The sequence below is a fragment of the Mycobacterium neumannii genome (assembly GCF_048452905.1).
Taxonomy (GTDB): Bacteria; Actinomycetota; Actinomycetes; order Mycobacteriales; family Mycobacteriaceae; genus Mycobacterium; species Mycobacterium neumannii_B.
On record NZ_JBCGVF010000003.1, the window covers coordinates 2,027,107 to 2,044,913 of the forward strand.

The following is a 17,807-nucleotide window of genomic DNA, read 5'->3' on the forward strand; positions in this document are numbered from 1 at the left end:
CGCCGCATACGATCCGCCACTGTCAGGGATGCGGATTCTCGACCTGAGCTCGGGCCCGATGAGCGCCGTCGGCCGACTGCTCGCCGACCTCGGGGCGCGCGTGACGGTGCTGCGCCTGCCGGGTGTCACCAACGACGACGTGGTGGGTCCGCGCGTCGCAGGGGTGCCGGTGCAGACCGCCATCAACCGGCACGGCATGGAGACGGTCGAGCCGGATTCGTCGACCGCTGCGGGCCGAGACGCGTTCGCGGAAATGCTTGCCGGGGCTGACATCCTGATCGAGAACACCCGACCGGGGTCGCTCGCCGAGGCGACTTTGGCGGTGCGTGAGATCCGTAGGCAGCACCCACAGCTGGTGATCCTGTCGCTCAGCGACTTCGGCCGCGACAACGACTACCGCACCTGGCAGGGCACCGGGCCGGTGTTCCATGCCTTGTCCAGCGAGCTGTCGCGCTCCGGCATACCGGGCCGCGAGCCGTTGGTACCGCCTGCCGACTTGCCCTACCACGTGGCCGCCGCCCAGGCCGCGGTGATGACCATGGCCGTCTACCTGGACCGCCTGCGTACCGGTGAGGGCGACCTGATCGACTTTTCGATCCTCGACGGGGCCATGCAGACGCTCGACCCGCCGTTCGGCTCGGCGGGCAGCGCGTCGGCGGGCGTCGCGGTCACGATGCAGCAACGCGACTGGGACGCCGAACGCCAGCGCTATCCGATCATCCCCTGCAAGGACGGCCATGTCCGCATCTGCATCCTGGCCAAACGGCAGTGGCGCGGCATGTTCACGTGGATGGGCAGCCCCGAGGAGTTCGCCGACCCCTCATACGACAAACTCGGAAAGCGTTTCCGCTCACCGCATCTGCTCGACGCCATCGCCCGCTTCTGCGCCGACAAGACCCGCGCCGAGCTGGAGTCCCAGGGCCAGGCCCACGGCGTTCCCACCGCAGCGGTGCTGACACTGTCGGAGGCGTTGACCGCCGAACACTTCAGTGCGCGTGGCTTTTTCCGCGACGTGGAGCTTGCGCCCGGCGTGGTGGCCCCGATCCCGGTCGGCGTCAGTGAGATCGACGGACATCGCGCCAGCGCACTCGACGCGAACTCCGAGGGGTCCGAACGTCTCACCGCCGCTCCACTGTTGGCAGGCCGGCAGCGCAGAGGCGAGGGGCGGCCACTGGAAGGTATACGCGTGCTCGATCTCGGGGTCATCGTCGTCGGCGCCGACACCGGCCGGCTCTTCGGTGATCTGGGGGCCGACGTCGTCAAGATCGAACACTCCGCCCATCCCGACGGGTTGCGCGTCGGCAAGCTCACCACGATGACCCAGCCGTTCGCCGCCGGTCACCGCAACAAGCGCTCGATCGGACTCGACCTGCGCACGCAGGAGGGCCTCGAGCTCGCGCACCGGCTGGTGCGGGACGCCGATGTGGTGCTGACGAATTTCAAGCCCGGCGTCGCCGAAGCGCTGGGCATGGACTACGCGGCGCTGCGACGCATCAACCCGGGCATCGCGGTGGTGGATAGTTCTGCCTTCGGTCCCAGCGGTCCGTGGTCCAAACGCCTGGGCTACGGTCCGCTGGTCCGCGCCGCGGTCGGGTTCACGAGCCAGTGGGTGTATCCGGGCGAGCCCGAGACCTTCTGCGACACCGTGACCGTCTACCCCGACCACGTGGCGGCCAGGATCGGCGCCCTGTCCGCGATCGCGTTGCTGCTGCGCCGCGAACGCACCGGCGAGGGCGGGTCGGCGAGCATCGCGCAGGCCGAGGTGATGCTGAGCCACGTCGCCGCCGACATCGCCGCCGATGCGCTCGAGCGTGCCGGGCACCCCCGCTCCGGCGCGGGCCACGGGGCGCCGTGGGGACTGTTCCCGGCCGCGGGCGAGCACCAATGGATCGCGATCACCGTGCGTGACGCCGCCGAGTTGCAGGCACTGCGCTGGGTCATCGGCCTGCCCGGCGGCGGTGAGCTCGACCTCGACGCGGTGCGGGCCTGGACCTCCCGGCATTCGCGCACTGAGGCGATGGAACGGCTGCAGGCCGCAGGTGTGCCCGCGGGCGCTGTGATGCACGCCGACGAGCTCCCGTCCTGGGGGTACTACGAGCAGCGGCGGTCGTTCCGTGAGGAGCTTCATCCACACGCAGACGTCCCGTTCACGATGGAGAACGTGCAGATCCACTGCGATCACGTCGCCGATCCGCCGTTGCGCCAAGCCCCCCTCATCGGGGAGCAGACCGCCGAGATCGCCACGGAACTTCTCGGTCTGAGCCCGACGGAGATCGAGGCGCTGCACCGGCGCGGAGTGCTCGAGACCACCACCGGCGACGTGCAGGTCTGACCGGGCTACACCGGTGATCTCGTAGCATTCGGGGTGCACGGCCACCCGTTCGAGACACCGCAGGAATGGACATCGACTTCACCAGGCTCAGGTATTTCGTCGCCGTCGCCGACGAACTGCACTTCAAGCGGGCCGCCGACAAGTTGATGATCACACCGCCGCCGCTGAGCAAGCAGATCAAACTCCTCGAGAAGGAGCTCGGCGGGCCGTTGTTCGAACGCGGTTACCACGACGTGCGGCTGAGCCCGCTCGGGGAACGGCTGATCGGCCCGGCCCGCGAAATCCTGCGACAGATCGAGGAGTTCAAAGCCACCGCGAAGCAGGGTGTGCAGGGTTCGGCGCCGCTTCGGCTGAGCGCCACCGCCTATGCGCCGTCCGACTTGCTCGCCCAACTGGAGACGGTGTTGACAGACCTGCCCGCGCCGACGGAGTTCCGCGTTCCGGGTTCGGGCACCGAGGTCGCCGCCAAGCTGATCGCCGGACGGGCCGAACTGGGTTTGATCCACCTGCCCGCCGGTGACAAGCGCCTGCGCCACAAGGTGGTGGCCAGCTACCAGGGTGCGGTCGCGGTGCGCTTCGACGACCCCCTGGCCGCCAAAGACCTTGTGACGATCGACGAGTTGCGTGATCGGGAGGTCGTGATCGACTTCGCCCGGCCCAACCCGGTGGTGCTGGCCGGGTTGACCCGACAACTCAACAGCCGCGGCATCCACCGCATCGTGCGCACGACGAACCAGCGCGGTGGTGAACTCGAGATGGCCACCCAGGTGTTCAACCGGCATCTCGTCGCGCTGGTGAGCTACGCACCCGACTCGTTCATCGGCAAGATGTTCTCCCCGCCTGAGTTCAAGCTGGTCCCGATCGATGAAACCAATTGGCCGCCAGCGCGAATCGCGCTTGCCTGGGTGCCCGAACGGTTGCGTAGCAGGCTCGCCGAAGTCGAGTTGGCCGCAGAGCAGATCGCCGACCGGCTGGGGCCGGTGCATCGAGGTGCCTGAGGGTTCGCTCACCGACATCGCCAAAGAGCTCGGCGCCGACCCCGACGAGCTGTTCGCGTCGTTCGCCGCCTGGGCCGAGAAGAACAGCACCGTGCTGTATTCGGCGCAAGAAGAGGCGCTGATCGAGTTGGTCAGCGGCGCCAACGTCATCCTGGCGACGCCGACCGGTTCGGGCAAGTCGCTGGTGGCCACGGGCGCGCTGTTCGCGGCGCTGGCCGGTAGCCGGCGCAGCTACTACACCGCCCCGATCAAGGCGCTGGTCAGCGAGAAATTCTTCTCGCTGTGCGAGGTTTTCGGCGCGGCCAACGTCGGCATGCTGACCGGTGACGCCGCGGTCAACGCCGAGGCGCCAATCGTCACCTGTACGGCCGAGGTGCTGGCCAACATCGCGCTGCGCGAGGGCTCCGACGCGGACATCGAGCTGGTGGTGGCCGACGAGTTCCATTTCTACGGGGACCCGGACCGCGGATGGGCGTGGCAGGTTCCGCTGCTGGAGCTGCCGAAGGCGCAGTTCCTGCTGATGTCGGCGACGCTGGGCGACGTCTCGTTCCTGCGCGAGGACCTCACCCGGCGCACGAGCCGGCCGACCGCACTGGTCGCGCACGCCGAACGTCCAGTGCCGCTTTACTTTTCGTATGCGACCACCCCGATGCACGGGACGATCGGCGATCTGCTCGAGACCGGGCAGGCCCCGATCTACGTCGTGCACTTCACCCAGGCCTCCGCGCTGGAGCGCGCGCAGGCCCTGATGAGCGTCAACGTCAGCACAAAGGAGGAGAAGGCCGAAATCCGCGACATGATCGGCGCGTTCCAGTTCTCGACCGCGTTCGGCACGACGCTGTCGCGGCTGGTGCGACACGGCATCGGCGTGCATCACGCCGGGATGCTGCCGAAGTACCGGCGGCTGGTCGAACAGCTGGCGCAGGTCGGTCTGCTCAAGGTGATCTGTGGCACCGACACACTGGGCGTCGGCATCAACGTGCCGATCCGCACGGTGGTGTTCTCCGCGCTGTCGAAGTACGACGGTGTGCGCACCAGGTTGCTCAACGCGCGCGAGTTCCATCAGATCGCCGGCCGGGCCGGACGGGCCGGCTACGACACCGCCGGCACCGTCGTTGTGCAGGCCCCGGACCACGAGGTGGAGAACCTCAAGCAGTTCGCCAAGGTTGCCGACGACCCCAAGAAGCGCCGAAAACTGGTGCGCCGCAAGGTGCCCGAGGGCATGGTGCCGTGGAGTGAGTCGACGATGAAACGGTTGATCGAGGCCACCCCGAACCGCTGACAAGCAACATGCGGGTGTCGACGGCGATGCTACTCGACGTCGTCGACCGTCCCGGGGACCCGTTCGAGGCGATGCGTCGGCTGCTGACCGACAACCACGAACCGCGCAAACGACAGCTGCAGCACATCCGCGAAGCCGTCGGTATCGCGCGGTCGCTGCTGCAGGCCGGTGTGGTGGAGCGCCTCGACGAGCCCTGCCCCGACGGGCGCAGATACCGGCTGACCGTCGACCTGCCGCCGAACTTCGCGCTGTACCAACCGTTGTCGACGTTCGCACTGGCCGCCGTCGATGTTCTCGATCCGGATGCGGATACCTTTGCACTGGATGTGGTCTCGGTGATCGAGGCGACGCTGGAGGATCCGCGCCAGATCTTGGCCGCGCAGCTGAACAAGGCCCGAGGTGAAGCGGTCGCGGCGATGAAGGCCGAGGGTATCGAGTACGACGAACGCATCGAACTGCTCGAAGCGGTCACCTACCCCAAGCCGCTCGAGGAGATGCTCGAGCACACCTTCGAGGTGTACCTGCAGAGCAACCCGTGGGCCGCCGACGCGCGACTGTCCCCGAAGTCGGTGGTGCGCGAGATGTGGGAACGCGCCATGACGTTCCGCGAATACGTCAGCGAGTACGGCCTGACCCGCGCCGAGGGTGCGGTGCTGCGCTACCTGTCCGATGCGTACAAGGCGCTGCGGTCGGGGGTACCCGCCACCGCCAGGACCGAGGAACTCACCGATATCGTCGAGTGGATCGGTGAGCTTGTCCGCCAGGTGGATTCGAGTCTGCTCGACGAGTGGGAGCAGCTGACCAGCCCCGACCAGCCGCACGAGACGCCGGTGGCGGTGCCGGCACCGCCGCGCCCGCTGACCGGCAACCAGCGTGCGTTCACGGCGATGGTGCGCAACGCGTTGTTTCGGCGCGTGCAGTTGTTCGCCCGGCGGCGCTGGGACGAACTCGGCGCGCTGGACGGCGGTTCGGGTTGGACGGCACAGCGCTGGGAGCAAGTCGGGGACGACTACTTCGGCGAGCACGCCGACGTCGGAATCGACGCAGACGCTCGCGGCCCGGCGCTGCTGATCATTGACCGTGCACCCGAGGTGTGGCGGGTGCGACAGATCTTCGACGATCCTGCGGGCGACCACGACTGGGGCTTCACCGTCGAGGTCGACCTTGCGGCCTCCGACGAGGCCGGCGCGGTGGTGCTGCGGGTCATCGCCGCCGGCCGGTTCGACTGAGCGGACTGTGCTTCACGGTGCGATCGAGCGCGTAGCCTCCGCGGGACCACGGAGGTGCATCCGGTTTGGCCTGGGCGCGATTACCGCCGGCGCCCCGGGGGTACCAAGACGGACATGACATCTCCGAACGAGAATGTAACGCCCGAGCAGACCGAAGAGGCCGAGGACGTGCTGTCCCCCGCCACCCCTGGCGCCGAAGGGCTGCCGCTGCCCGATGACGCCGTGGACAAGCCGTCCGAAGGCTGACCGGGCGCCTCGGTCAGCCGGATGGAATCAGGCTCGGCGCGGCCGCGTTGATATGAGTTGAGGTAGTCCTTCACAAACGCCTCCGGGGGTGTCAGGAAGGGATTGTCAAAGATTCCTTTCGAGGACCTGAGCGTTACGCGCTCGGGTGCTCCTGGCACGCCCCGGAGGTGGTGGGCGCCCGGCACCCCGCCGCATCACCCGACAGCCGACATCACAGCGCTACCAAACCCGCACCAACCCGGATGCTCAGTTCACTACGCCCACTCAAAGCCTTGACACGACCTACAGCCAGTTAGATCGGTTCATGGCCGTTGACGATCTTTTCCAGCCGTTCACCGTCCGCTCGCTGACCGTCCCCAACCGGTTCGCGATGGCGCCGATGACTCGTCAGGCGTCGCCCGATGGAGTTCCGGGTGCCGACGTGGCCGAGTACTACCGTCGGCGAGCGGCGGGCGGAGTCGGGCTGATCATCACCGAGGGAATCCGGTTGCCGGACCCGGCCGCCGGATATCCATCCAGCATCCCGACGATCGCGGGCGACGAGGTGCTCGCCGGCTGGCGGCGGGTCGTCGGTGCGGTTCACCGGGAGGGCGGCACGGTCGCCGCGCAGTTGTGGCATCAGGGTGTGCAGCGCGACGACACCGACGGTGTGGTGCCCGTCGGCCCCTCGGCTGTGGACGGGCAGGGTCGTCCGCGGGGCCGGGCGCTTGAGAGCCGTGAACTTGCACGTCTCGCCGACCTGTACGCACAAAGCGCGGCGAATGCCAGGGAAGTGGGATTCGACGCGATCGAGCTACACGGCGCCCACGGCTACCTGCTCGACGAATTCTTCTGGACCCGAACCAATTTGCGCACCGATGAATACGGCGGTTCGCTGGGTGCGAGGACGCGGTTCCCCGCCGAGGTGGTTGCCGCCGTGCGCGAGGCAGTCGGCCCGGACTTTCCGATCATCTTCCGCTTCTCGCAGTGGAAGGGCACCGACTACACCGCGACCATCGCCGACGACCCCACCGCGCTCCAGGAGCTGCTGAGCCCCTTGGTCGACGCCGGCGTCGATGTGCTGCATCCGTCGACCCGCCGGCACTACGTGCCCGCCTTCCCCGATTACGACCGCGAGTTGAGTCTCGCCGGGTGGACGAAGAAGGTCACCGGCCTGCCCGTGATCGCGGTCGGCTCGGTCGGCTTGGAGACCCAGTTCCGCAGCGAGAAACGGGGCGAGGTGATCCAGCCGGCCCCCGTCGACCGCCTTGTCGAGCAGTTCGACGCCGATGAGTTCGACATGGTGGCGATCGGGCGGGCGCTGCTTGCCGACCCCGCGTGGGTGAATCGGTTGCGGCAGGGTGAGCTCGACCGGTTCATTGGATACGACCCCGAGACCGCGCTCGCGCAGCTCGCCTGAGCTGTGGCGAACCTCAAAGTCACTGAGACAGCGCGCTGATCGCCGCTTGGAGCTTGCTTCCGACTTCCTCGGCGATCGGTTTGAGCGAGGGCTCCTCGGTGACGTCCACGAGCAACTGCGGATTCATTGCCTCGACGAGGGTAGTTTCCGGGTCCTTTGGGTCGCTGCGCACCACGACGTTGCACGGCAGCAGTAGACCGATCTGACGTTGCGCATTGATCGCCCGGTGCGCCAGCGGCGGGTTACATGCGCCGAGGATGAGGTAGCTTTCCATGTCCTCACCGAGTTTGTTCTTCAGCGTCGCTTTCACGTCGATCTCGGTGAGAACGCCGAATCCTTGATCGGCCAGCGCCTCACGCGTTCGGGCGACGGCATCGTCGAACGAGGTCTTCAGGCTGGTGGCCAAAGCGATGCTTATGATGACTCCTTTCGTCGATCGTGAATTGTCAGGCCAAGGCCAGGAAGAGCTTCTCGAGTTCTTCCTCGGTCATCGGCCTCTCATTGCCCTCTTGGTCGCCGGTCATGCATTCGCGCAGACCCGTCGCGACGATCTTGAAGCCGGCGCGATCGAGCGCTCGCGACACCGCCGCGAGTTGCGTGACGACGTCCTTGCATTCTCGGCCCTGCTCGATCATTGCGATCACACCGGCAAGTTGCCCCTGCGCACGCCGCAACCGGTTGAGCACAGCGACAATGGCTTCCTGGTCGCCAACCATGGTTCTCCCTTCCACATCCATCTGAATGGTACCCCTGGGGGTATTTGCGTGATAAGTACCTCCCGGGGTATCCTCATGGTATACCCCTGGGGGTATCTGGTTCATTCTCCGCAACCCGGGAGGAGAGAAGGATGATTCTCGAGCAGTACTACATCGAATGCCTGTCACACGCGTCGTACCTGATCGGCGACGAGTCGACCGGACGCGCGATCGTCGTTGACCCGCGCCGAGACATCACCGAATACCTCGCCGATGCCCGTAAGCACGGGCTGACGATCGAGGGCGTGATCAACACCCACTTCCACGCGGATTTCGTGTCCGGCCACCTCGAACTCGTCGACGCGACCGGTGCCTGGATCGGCTTCGGTGAGGTCGCCGAAACCGAGTATCCGATCCGCAGGCTGGCCGATGGAGAGCGCCTGTCACTGGGTCAGGTCGACTTGGAAATCCTGTCGACGCCTGGCCACACTTGGGAGTCGATCAGTGTGCTGGTTCGCGAGCGTGCCGATTCCGAGCCTTCGGCCGTGCTGACAGGCGACTCGCTGTTCATCGGCGACGTCGGCAGACCGGATCTGGTCAACATCGGTGACAGCTCGACCGATGACTTGGCCCGAGCCATGTTCCACACGGTCCATGACAAGCTGATGAAACTGCCCGACCACGTACTGGTGATGCCGGCCCACGGTGCCGGTTCGTCGTGCGGCAAGAATCTATCCGCGGAACTGACATCGACAATCGGCGAGCAGCGGGTGAGTAATCCCTCGGTACAGCCGATGAGCGAAGAGGCCTTCGTTTCGATGATCACCCACGGTCAGCCCGCCGCGCCGGCATACTTCGCCTCGGATGCCACGATGAACAAGCGGGTCCACCCGCTGCTGCAGCAGGGGCGCACGGTCCTCGAGATGAGTCCGCAGCAGATGCGGGCAGCGCTCGAAGCCGGCGTGCGTGTGGTCGATGCGCGCGGCGTCGATGATTTCGCCGCGGGACACCTACGAGGGTCGGTCAACGTCGGCTTCGACGGCCGATTCGCCGAAACCGTCGGGATGGTGGCCGAGGTCGGCGACCAGATCGCCCTCGTGACGTATCCGGGAGAAGAGCAGGAGTCTGCACTCCGGCTGGCCCGCATCGGTTCGGACAACGCCATCGGATATTTCAATGTCGGTCGCGACGGACAATTCCCTGCAGAGCTGATGGATCTGGTGCAGTCTGCACCTCGGACCACGGTTGTCGAGCTCGACGAGATGTCGGCCGTGAAAGACGTGACGCTGATGGACATTCGTAACCCCAGCGAGCGCGAAGCCGGCGCCATTCCCGGCTCGATCCACATTCCGTTGGCGCAGTTGCGGAACCGAATGAGTGAAGTGCCGGCCGACAAGCCGATCGTTGTGCACTGTGCGGGTGGCTGGCGTTCGAGCGTGGCAGCGTCCTTGCTGCGCGCCAACGGATTTCGACGGGTATCCGACCTGATGGGCGGATACAACGCTTGGGTCGATGCCCGCGCCACCCTCTGAGACGTCTCGTCAGGAAAGGAGATAGGCGCATGTGTTACGCCGTTCGATGCCCGTCCTGCGGTAAGACGACGTGGGACGGCTGCGGACGACACGTCGACGACGTAATGCGGTCGGTGCCGGCCGCGCAGCAATGCCGCTGTCGACGGACGACCGAACCGCCGTCCCGCCGCGCCGGCGGGTTGTGGCGTCGCAGGTAGCCGGGTACGGAACAGCCCATGGCGTTGGTAATAGGCTTGGCTCTCGGCGCGCTGATCGGCGTGCTGTTGGGACTGCTCGGCGGCGGCGGGTCGATCCTCGCCGTTCCCGCGCTGGTCTACGGGGTGGGTCTCGGTGTCGAAGAAGCCATCCCGATCTCGCTCGTCGTCGTGGCAGCAGCGTCGGCCGTCGGTGTGCTGCCGAAAATCCGTGCCCGACAGGTTCGGTGGCGGATGGCCGGAATCTTCGCAACGGCCGGCATCCCGGCGACGATCCTCGGCAGCGCGATCAGCAGACACCTGCCCGAGTCGGCGCTGCTAATCGGGTTCGCCGCCGTGATGGTGGTCGCCGGCGTCCGCATGCTGGCAGATCAGGAAAACACCGGCACCGCCTGCGAGGTTCGCGCCGGGCAGGTCAATTGGCGTCGATGCGCGCCGCGATCGATCGGAGCCGGTTTCCTGGTCGGGCTGCTGACCGGGCTGTTCGGCGTCGGTGGCGGCTTCCTCATCATTCCGGCACTGGTAGTGGTGCTCGGCGTCGAGATGTCCACGGCGATCGGCACCTCGCTGCTGATCATCGTCGCGAACTCGGTGGCCGGAATCGTTTCCCATCTCGACGGCTTCAGTGCCGACTGGATGGTCACGGGGGCGTTCGTCGTCGCCGCGATGGTCGCATCGCTCGTCGCCGGCTACTTCGGCACCAAGGTCGACACCGACCGTCTCCAGCGCTGGTTCGCCTACCTCGTCTTCGTCGTCGCTGCATTCCTGCTCGTCGACACGATCTTCTTACGTTGACCTGAAAAGGAGTAACTCAATGGACGTCTCGATCATCGAAACTTCCGGACTCGGTGACCGCAGCTACTTGATCACCCACGGCGGCGTGGCCGTGGCCGTCGATCCGCAGCGCGACATCGACCGGGTACTCGCCCTTGCCGATGAGCGCGGGGCTCGCATCACCCATGTGCTGGAAACGCACCTGCACAACGACTACGTCACCGGTGGGCTCGAGTTGTCGCGCGCGCTCGGGGCCGAGTATGTGGTTCCAGCGGGCGACGACGTCGACTATCCGCGCCGTGCCGTCGCCGACGGTGACATCGTCGACGCCGGCCCCATCCGATTGGAGGCGATGCACACCCCGGGTCACACTCACCATCACATGAGCTATCTGCTTCGGGACGAAACCGGTGCGGTTCACGGCGTCTTCACCGGAGGATCGATGCTGTTCGGGACGACCGGTCGCACCGACCTGATCGGTGCGGACGACACCGAAGAACTCACCCGCGCGCAATATCACTCGGTGCGCAAGATCGCCGCAAGCGTGCCCGCCGACACACCCGTGTACCCGACCCACGGTTTCGGCAGCTTCTGTTCGGCCACACCGGCGTCTGGCGACGAATCAACAGTCGGTGAGCAACGGCGGACCAATCCTGCTCTCACACAAGATGAGCAAAGCTTCGTCGACGAACTCCTCGCCGGGCTCTCGGCCTACCCCGCGTACTACGCGCACATGGGCGTCATCAACAGCGAGGGCCCGGCCCCGGTCGATCTGACGCCACCCGAGCCGATCGACCCCGGGGAACTGCGCCGCCGCCTGGAGGCCGGCGAGTGGGTGGTCGACTTGCGTAGCAGGACGGCATTTGCAGCCGGGCATCTGCAGGGAGCGTTCGGTTTCGAGCTGTCGGGCTCCTTTGTCAGCTACTTCGGATGGCTCTACGACTGGGGCGCTCCGGTAACCCTCATCGGTGAGTCTCCTGATCAGGTTGCCGACGCAAGACGCGAATTGGTGCGTATCGGGGTAGACCGACTGACGGGCGCCGCCACGGGCGACATCGACCAGCTGCGCGGCGGAAGTCCGCTCCGCTCATACCCGGTCTCCGATTTTCGCCGTCTGGCCGAGCATTGCCGGACGAAGGCTGTCGCGGTGCTCGATGTACGGCAGAGCCACGAATACGGGTCCGAGCACATCCCAGGAGCCGTCAACATACCGCTGCATGAATTGCCGAAGCGTCTCGACGAGGTTCCTTCCTCGACCGTATGGGTGCACTGCGCGTCCGGCTATCGGTCCTCGATTGCGGCGTCGATTCTCGACCGCGCCGGTCATGACGTCGTCCTCATCGACGACGATTTCGACAACGCCGCAGATCTTGGCCTCACCGCACCGCCGCAGCCATAGGGTTCGATCCTGTCCCGAACGGGCATGTACGGCTTACCGATCGAAGACGAAGGAGCCCTACATGGTCAGCCAGGCCGCCGACCGCCGATCCACCTCGACAGTTCTGTTGGCGCTTGCTGTGGCCCTGGCCACTGCGGCCACGCTCGTCGTCAACTACCTCGCCAACAGCCTGCCGATCAACGGCCAGACCACCGGCGACGTCACCCGTCGCTTCGAGGTGTACTTCGTCCCCGCCGGATACGTCTTCTCCATCTGGAGCTTGATCTACCTCGGGCTGATCGCCTACACCGCCTATCTCGGCGTGACGCTCGCGCAGCGACGCGACGACAGCGGCGCCGCACGCGCCATCGTCCCCTGGTACCTGCTGACCGCCGCGGCCAACTGCTGCTGGCTGTTCGCGTGGCACCACAACCAGTTCCCGCTGAGCATGCTGGTGATGGTCGTGCTGCTGGTCGCTTTGATCGTCATCTACCGTCTGCAAGCCTCTCGGCCACCCACCTCGACGCTGGAGCGGTGGACGGTGCACATCCCGTTCCGGGTGTACCTGGGCTGGATGTCGGTCGCGACGATCGCCAACGCGACGATCACCCTCGACGACGCCGGGTGGTCAGGGTTCGGGCTCTCCGAACCGACCTGGGGCGTCATCATGGTCGTGGTGGCGGCCGCGCTCGGAGTGGTGATGAACCTGCGCCACCGCGACATCGCCTACGGGCTGGTGATCATCTGGGCGCTGATCGGCATCGCGGTGCGGCTGAGCGAAATCACGCCGGTCCTGATCGCCTCACTGGCGGGCGCGGCGGCGGTGGGTCTCGCCGTAGCGGTGAGCGCGCGCACCCAAACCGCTCAACGCGGAAAGACGCAGGCGCGGTCGTAGTCGCGACCACAGCAGGGTGGTCAGTCGAAAACCCGCTTCTCCCACAGCAAGACGAGTTTGGTGTGAGCCCGGGGAAGCAATCGGGTCAGTAGATCGAACCTCTCGCCCGGCGCGCTCAGCTTCGTTCAGTGCGGACGTCGCGATGTTGGTGGCAATGCCCCCCGGGTGCACAACGGTGACTCGCACCGGATGCCCCTCTGTGAGCATCTCAGCACGAAGGGATTCGGTGAATCCGCGAACCGCGAATTTCGTCGTGCAGTAAGCCGACATCGACGCTTGGCCAAGTAAGCCGTTCAGGCTCGAGATGTTCACGAGATGCCCGTCGCTCGAAGCGATGAGATGCGGAAGAAATTCTTTCGTGCCGTTGATGACGCCCCACAGGTTGATGTCGACGATCCGTTCGTATGTCTCGTAGTCATTGTCGAGCAGCGCGGCACCATCCGCGACGCCCGCGTTGTTGTAGAGCTGATGAACAACGCCGTAGTGCTTCACGACGGCCGACGAATAATCTGCCACCGCACGCCGATCACTTACGTCAAGCGGCTGAATGGGGGTTCCCTTCCGACCGCGCAGACCCTCGCAGCGGTTCCGCGCAGAGCTTCGTCGTCGACATCCGAAATCGCCGTCAGGGCTCCGCGGCGGGCAAGCCCGATGGCCAGCGCACGCCCGATACCCGACCCGGCGCCGGTGACGACCGCGACCTTACCGTCGAATTTCGTCACAGTTCGTCCACAGCGCCGGCTTGGTTGTTGCGCGATGCCGTTGTCTCATAGGCGTCTACATCGAATCGTTTCGTCTGTGCGCGGAATCGGAACGTGAAGTCGGGCCACAGTGTGGTGTTGTTGCCGTGGGCGTCGAGATACCAACTGGCGCAACCCCCGGTCATCCAGACCGATCCGGTGAGCTTGTGCTGCAGTTCCTCGTTGTAGGCGTCCAATGCCTCCTGGCGCACATCAAGTCGGCTCAGGCCGCGGCGTGTCATGGTGGTCACGGCGTCGACGACATAGTTGAGCTGCGATTCGATCATGTACACCATCGACGTGTGGCCCAGCCCGGTGTTCGGGCCGATGAGGACGAACATGTTCGGGTAGCCGGCGATCGTCGTCCCCTTGTAAGCACGCATGCCCTTGTCGGCGAAGGTCTGGCTCAGGCTGCGTCCGTCGCTGCCGCAGATGGTGTCGAACATCGGCGAGTCCGTGACGTGAAATCCGGTCGCCACGACGATCGCGTCTACCTCACGAGCGGTGCCGTCTTCTGTGATGATGCTGTGCCCGTTGACCTCCCGGATGCCGTCTGTGACGAGATCGACGTCGTCGCGGTCGAGCGCCGGATACCAGTCATTGGCGATGAGCATCCGCTTGCAACCGATCCGGAAGTTCGGTGTCACCTTGCGTCGCAACTGTGGATCGCGAATCTCTGCGCGGATCTTGGCACGTGAGAGCAACTCGAACAGCTTCATCAGGCGCGGGTTCTTCGCCAATCCGACCACTTGTACTTCCCGGGCCGCGTAGATCCCTGCTCGGGCCAGCCGCAGCACTCCGGGGATGTTGCGGAACGCCCACCGTTCGGCGCGGGTGAAGGGCCGGTCGAAGCGGGGCAGCAACCAGGGCGCCGTGCGCTGGTAGACGTCGATGTGGGCGACTGTGTCAGCGATCGCCGGGACGATTTGAATCGCCGAGGCCCCGGTTCCGATGACGGCCACCCGTTTACCGGCGAGGTTCGCATCGTGGTTCCACTGCGCGGAGTGAAAGAGTTCGCCGTCGAAGTCGTCGATCCCCGGGATGGCGGGCAGGGACGGTTCGGCCAACGCGCCGAACGCGCCGATGAGCACATCTGCTGTCATGGTTCCGCGGGTCGTCGACAGCGCCCAGCAATGGTGCTCCTCTTGCCACGCGGCTCGTGTGACCTCACACCCGAAGACATGTCGATCGAGCACGCCGGCACGGCCCGCGACGCCACAGATGTATTCCTCGATCTCCGGCTGCGTAGAAAACGATCGAGTCCAGTTCGGATTCAGCGCGAACGAATACGAGTAAAGATGTGAGGGTACGTCGCACGCTGCACCGGGATAGGTGTTGTCGCGCCACGTGCCACCGACATCGTTCCCGCGCTCCAGGACGACGAAGTCACGATGCCCGGCCTCGTCCAACCTCACCGCCGCGCCGAGACCGGAGAACCCGCTTCCGACGATGGCGATGCGCGTGTGACTGGGGAGCTGCTGTGACTGCGACCGGATCGATGGTTCGTCAGGCACGATGCCCCCTCCGCGACGTTTCGCTTACGGTGTAGGCAAGAAGTAGCCACTTCGGCCGCTGCTTACACAAGCGCCCGGGCAGGAGCACACCGCAGAGCAGTGGGATGTTTCCCTGTACATGCGCAAGCCGCTTGAGATATGACTGTGAGATAGACAAGGCCATGCCGGAATCGACAGCCCACCCGCCCGCAGCCCCGTCCGCTGTCCGGCACCCAGGGGCCCCGTCGGCTTTCCGCTACCCAGCGCTCACCGGCCGCCGCGCGCGCCTGCGAAATGTGGTGAAGCGACTCGCCGGTGTCGATCTGCTCCCCTGCGACGACACCGCACGGGCGTTCATCGCCGGCCTCAACGAGGGCGACCCCGTCGCCGAACGCTTCGTGGCCGAGACCTATCACGGTGAGCTCGGCGCTCGGAAGGCCCGCGATCTGGTCGAGAAGGCACAGCGGGAAGGTATCGACAATGTGCCCGAGGCGTCCGAGTCGATGCGTGCGCTATTCGACGAGTTCGAACAACTACCCGCGTGGGTCGACCCGGACCTCGTCGAGCAAGGAGCAGCGGTCTGGCGACGGTGGGCCTACGCACTGGGCGCGCTCGGCAACGCCGGCACCAACGACACCTACACCGAGGGCTGGCTGGCGGTACCTCTGTCGCTCTCCGGTGGTTACGCCGGCCAACGCGCCCTGCACCGGTATTTGGAAACATCACGCTGGTGGATCGAGGTCTGCCGCCCCGGCGCCATCCTGACGCCAGGGTCGTTGGGCCGCAACATTTCCCTTCATGTGCGCATCATGCATGTCAGCGTCCGCGACCGCGTCAGACAACACCCGGAGTGGGACTTCGAACGCTGGGGTCTGCCGATCAGCCAGTCCGCGATGCTTCTCACTCTGTTGGGGGGAAGTGTTGCACCGGCGTTCGGCCTGTTCATTCTCGGTCACCTCACCTCTCCGCGAGAGATGCGTGCCGTTCTGCATTTCAACCGCTACTGCGGCCACCTCGTCGGCGTGCGATGCGACGGCTACTTCCCCGAGACCGTCGCCGATGCGTGGCGCGTCCTGTTCATGTGCGATGCGGCGCGCAGCTACGACAGCGCGGACAGCGGTACCGAACTGGTCCAGTCCTTCGTTCCCGCGTTCGCGCCCGCCGCGACCCATCGCGGGCTGCAACGGCTTCGCGCCGAGTATCACTACCGCCTACAAGCGGGGTACCTCGGGCTGTACATGCTGCCGTGGAACCGGCGCCGTTACCGCCTACCGTCGGCTCTGCCGGGAATGCTGCTGTTACTGAGCCGCTTTCCACTGATCCTCGCGCTGGAGATCGCGCGGCGATTGTCGTCGAAGATGGACCGTTGGTGGCAGCGAACCAATCTCCAGCGGTGGGAAAACTGGTTGCAGTGGCAATCCGACGGCAAGGCAGCGGCTTTCGAGGCCGCGGTACCCCTGCGCCGCTGATCACGCACGCTGATCACCCCGCGACGCTGATCCGTCGACCACGATTAGGCCCGCGACGCCACCAATGACGGACTGCCCACACCGATGGTGATCAGTGGCGCCGCCCCGGGGTCGAGCCACGTCAGCAGCGTGCGCATCTCGTCGCGCCCGATGGCCACACAACCCCAGGTCGGGTTCCCATCGGTCACATGGAGGAAGATGCCCGAGACCCGTCCTGGTATGCGTTGCGGGTTAACCGTGATGTTGACCGCATAGTCGTAGACGGGGCCGGAGTCGTAGAGATTCTCCGCGATCGACGACGGTTTGCGAGGTCCGCGCACATGGGTGTTGTACGTAGGTGACGAGGCGTCCTCGTCCCACCAGTCCTGGTTTGTGGTCTGGAAGTACGGCATCTTGGTGCCCGGATTGGGCTGGCGGCCGAAGGCCTGGTCGAACGTGAAGGTCCCCACCGGCGTGCGGTGGACACCGTCAGCGGGTGCACCGACACCGACCGCGCCGACTTTCGCGGGTGTCGGTCCCAGGACGGGCTTCCATTTCTGTCCGGTGCGTTGAAAGGCGGTGAGGGTGCCCGAGGTGGCGTCCGCGCTGGGCACGCCGACGACAATCCACTGCGTCGTCCGCGCGGTCGCGGCAGCGGGTTGTGCCGACGCGGGCGCTGCGAGCAGTACGCACAGGAGCGCAGCACCGAGGTACGCCAGCGCTTTTCGCAGTTTCACGGGTTACCTCGGAACCGGACTCGAACGGTCGAATGCAGAATCTGCACAGCGTATCCGTGCCAAGCTGTCCAGTACGGTGTGCGAAACCTGTTCGCAGCCAAGCTGAGACCGTGTCGCGATCCATCCACTCGACCAGTGAGGCGATGATTCGGTGAACCAGGGATTCGGCGGTCATCCGGTGATCCGGTGATCCGGTGATCCGGTGATCCGGTGATCCGGTGATGATCATCGGGTGTGATGCCGCGTCCACACGTAGACCCAGGTACGAATCGCGTTGTGGGCGGACCTGTTCGACGGTCAGTTGGTGGGTGGTGGTGGTTGGGGTTGGAAGGGTTCGTACCAGCGCCATTGGGCGTGTTCGCCGAGGGGTCCGGGGCAGGGCGCGACGTCGGGTGGGGGTTGGGTGGGTGTGCGTGCCAGGGATCCGGGGTGGAG

Annotated in this window: 15 protein-coding genes and 2 pseudogenes; 10 read left to right on the top strand and 7 right to left on the bottom strand. The window is 65.8% G+C overall.

Annotated elements, in window-relative coordinates:
* Window positions 1-28 precede the first annotated feature (28 nt).
* The 5 genes and pseudogenes from AAHH99_RS16235 (at window position 29) to AAHH99_RS16255 (ending at window position 7,486) form a co-directional block, all read left to right on the top strand.
* Window positions 29-2,332 carry a CoA transferase gene (locus tag AAHH99_RS16235; protein WP_418769659.1) on the top strand — a complete coding sequence of 768 codons (2,304 nt, stop codon included), beginning with the start codon at window positions 29-31 and terminating at the stop codon, window positions 2,330-2,332.
* 65 nt (window positions 2,333-2,397) lie between these two features.
* Window positions 2,398-3,330 carry a LysR family transcriptional regulator gene (locus AAHH99_RS16240; protein ID WP_418769516.1) on the top strand — a complete coding sequence of 311 codons (933 nt, stop codon included), beginning with the start codon at window positions 2,398-2,400 and terminating at the stop codon, window positions 3,328-3,330.
* Window positions 3,323-5,841, top strand: a pseudogene (locus AAHH99_RS16245) (DEAD/DEAH box helicase). Before AAHH99_RS16240 ends, AAHH99_RS16245 begins: the two are co-directional and overlap by 8 nt.
* 114 nt (window positions 5,842-5,955) lie before the next feature.
* Complete coding sequence (locus AAHH99_RS16250) at window positions 5,956-6,087, top strand: hypothetical protein (protein WP_418769517.1); 132 nt, start codon at window positions 5,956-5,958, stop codon at window positions 6,085-6,087.
* A gap of 304 nt (window positions 6,088-6,391) precedes the next feature.
* On the top strand, window positions 6,392-7,486 hold the full coding sequence (locus tag AAHH99_RS16255) for an NADH:flavin oxidoreductase (RefSeq protein ID WP_418769518.1): 1,095 nt from the start codon (window positions 6,392-6,394) through the stop codon (window positions 7,484-7,486).
* 19 nt (window positions 7,487-7,505) lie between these two features.
* Here the strand turns inward: AAHH99_RS16255 and AAHH99_RS16260 are convergent, their stop codons facing one another.
* Complete coding sequence (locus AAHH99_RS16260; protein ID WP_418769660.1) at window positions 7,506-7,904, bottom strand: DUF302 domain-containing protein; 399 nt, start codon at window positions 7,902-7,904, stop codon at window positions 7,506-7,508.
* Between the two features lie 28 nt (window positions 7,905-7,932).
* A complete protein-coding gene (locus tag AAHH99_RS16265) occupies window positions 7,933-8,202 on the bottom strand; it encodes a metal-sensitive transcriptional regulator (RefSeq protein ID WP_418769519.1) in 270 nt (89 codons plus the stop codon).
* A gap of 131 nt (window positions 8,203-8,333) precedes the next feature.
* Here AAHH99_RS16265 and AAHH99_RS16270 point away from each other — a divergent pair, with 131 nt between their 5' ends.
* The 4 genes from AAHH99_RS16270 to AAHH99_RS16285 all read left to right on the top strand — a co-directional run bounded on the left by AAHH99_RS16270 (window position 8,334) and on the right by AAHH99_RS16285 (window position 12,954).
* Window positions 8,334-9,713 (top strand): MBL fold metallo-hydrolase, encoded by a 1,380-nt coding sequence (locus AAHH99_RS16270; RefSeq protein WP_418769520.1) that lies wholly within the window; start codon window positions 8,334-8,336, stop codon window positions 9,711-9,713.
* A gap of 215 nt (window positions 9,714-9,928) precedes the next feature.
* Window positions 9,929-10,702 (top strand): sulfite exporter TauE/SafE family protein, encoded by a 774-nt coding sequence (locus AAHH99_RS16275; RefSeq protein ID WP_418769521.1) that lies wholly within the window; start codon window positions 9,929-9,931, stop codon window positions 10,700-10,702.
* A gap of 19 nt (window positions 10,703-10,721) precedes the next feature.
* Complete coding sequence (locus tag AAHH99_RS16280; protein ID WP_418769522.1) at window positions 10,722-12,080, top strand: MBL fold metallo-hydrolase; 1,359 nt, start codon at window positions 10,722-10,724, stop codon at window positions 12,078-12,080.
* A gap of 61 nt (window positions 12,081-12,141) precedes the next feature.
* Complete coding sequence (locus AAHH99_RS16285; protein WP_418769523.1) at window positions 12,142-12,954, top strand: tryptophan-rich sensory protein; 813 nt, start codon at window positions 12,142-12,144, stop codon at window positions 12,952-12,954.
* Here AAHH99_RS16285 and AAHH99_RS16290 read toward each other — a convergent pair.
* From AAHH99_RS16290 to AAHH99_RS16300, 3 genes are read right to left on the bottom strand one after another with little or no spacing between them, the layout of a single operon-like run.
* Window positions 12,862-13,527, bottom strand: coding sequence for an SDR family oxidoreductase (locus AAHH99_RS16290; RefSeq protein WP_418769661.1), 666 nt, complete (start codon window positions 13,525-13,527; stop codon window positions 12,862-12,864). The two genes, AAHH99_RS16285 and AAHH99_RS16290, sit on opposite strands and share 93 nt — an antisense overlap.
* A complete protein-coding gene (locus AAHH99_RS16295) occupies window positions 13,485-13,676 on the bottom strand; it encodes an SDR family NAD(P)-dependent oxidoreductase (RefSeq protein WP_418769524.1) in 192 nt (63 codons plus the stop codon). The genes AAHH99_RS16290 and AAHH99_RS16295 overlap by 43 nt, the downstream gene beginning before the upstream one ends.
* Entirely contained in the window at window positions 13,673-15,208 is a 1,536-nt protein-coding gene (locus tag AAHH99_RS16300; RefSeq protein ID WP_418769525.1) for a flavin-containing monooxygenase, read from the bottom strand. Before AAHH99_RS16300 ends, AAHH99_RS16295 begins: the two co-directional genes overlap by 4 nt.
* A gap of 161 nt (window positions 15,209-15,369) precedes the next feature.
* Here AAHH99_RS16300 and AAHH99_RS16305 point away from each other — a divergent pair, with 161 nt between their 5' ends.
* Window positions 15,370-16,656, top strand: coding sequence for an oxygenase MpaB family protein (locus AAHH99_RS16305; RefSeq protein WP_418769526.1), 1,287 nt, complete (start codon window positions 15,370-15,372; stop codon window positions 16,654-16,656).
* Window positions 16,657-16,700: 44 nt separating this feature from the next.
* Here the strand turns inward: AAHH99_RS16305 and AAHH99_RS16310 are convergent, their stop codons facing one another.
* A complete protein-coding gene (locus AAHH99_RS16310; RefSeq protein WP_418769527.1) occupies window positions 16,701-17,372 on the bottom strand; it encodes a L,D-transpeptidase family protein in 672 nt (223 codons plus the stop codon).
* A gap of 297 nt (window positions 17,373-17,669) precedes the next feature.
* Window positions 17,670-17,807, bottom strand: a pseudogene (locus tag AAHH99_RS16315) (hypothetical protein); the annotation flags it as partial.